This is a genomic window from Flavobacterium bizetiae (assembly GCF_902804475.1).
GTDB classification, from domain to species: domain Bacteria; phylum Bacteroidota; class Bacteroidia; order Flavobacteriales; family Flavobacteriaceae; genus Flavobacterium; species Flavobacterium bizetiae.
In genome coordinates this window covers 1-688 of the sequence record NZ_CADCSU010000011.1, presented here as the reverse complement: position 1 = coordinate 688, position 688 = coordinate 1, and the positions used below count along the sequence as shown (strand labels likewise).

The following is a 688-nucleotide window of genomic DNA, read 5'->3' as shown; positions in this document are numbered from 1 at the left end:
TGTATTAGGAGGCGGAAGCATCTCAGGAACAACTTATACACCAGATGCTGTTACAGCAGATACCAATGTAACTATTAAATATACTGTTGCAGCTAATGGCAGCTGTGCCTCTACCAATTCAGATGTTACCTTTACGGTTTTCGCTTTACCGGTTAAACCAACATTAAGTGCAGTAACACAACAGACATGTACAAATCCAAAAGGAAGTGTAACTATTACAGATTATGATCCAGCTTACACTTATACAATAACTCCATCATTAGGAGTTATTCAAAATAATGATACAGTTACAGCTCCTGTTGGAAGTTATAGTATTACTGCCTCAGTTAATGGATGTACTTCTGATATTTCAAATTTTACTATCAATTCTAAAATATGTGCTGCAGATGACAACACATATTTAGTACAAATTCCAAGCTATACAACCGCTACCACAGTGGGTAATGTAACAGCAAACGATAAATTAAACGGAGTAGACGTTACAGCTTTAAATACAACAGTAACGGCCATTACAACAGGACCGTTATCTATTGATGCGAGCGGAGTATTGACTTTAGATCCCAACACAGTATCAGGAACATATACAATTACGTACCAAATCTGTGAAAAAGGAGCTAATCCGGTGAACTGTGATACAGCAGAAGCAACAGTGGTAGTAAAAGGAACTTTGGTAGCCAATGACGACAGC

At 37.6% G+C, this 688-nt stretch carries 1 pseudogene; it reads left to right on the top strand.

The window, feature by feature from the left end:
- Window positions 1-688, top strand: a pseudogene (locus FLACOL7796_RS00080) (hypothetical protein); the annotation flags it as partial.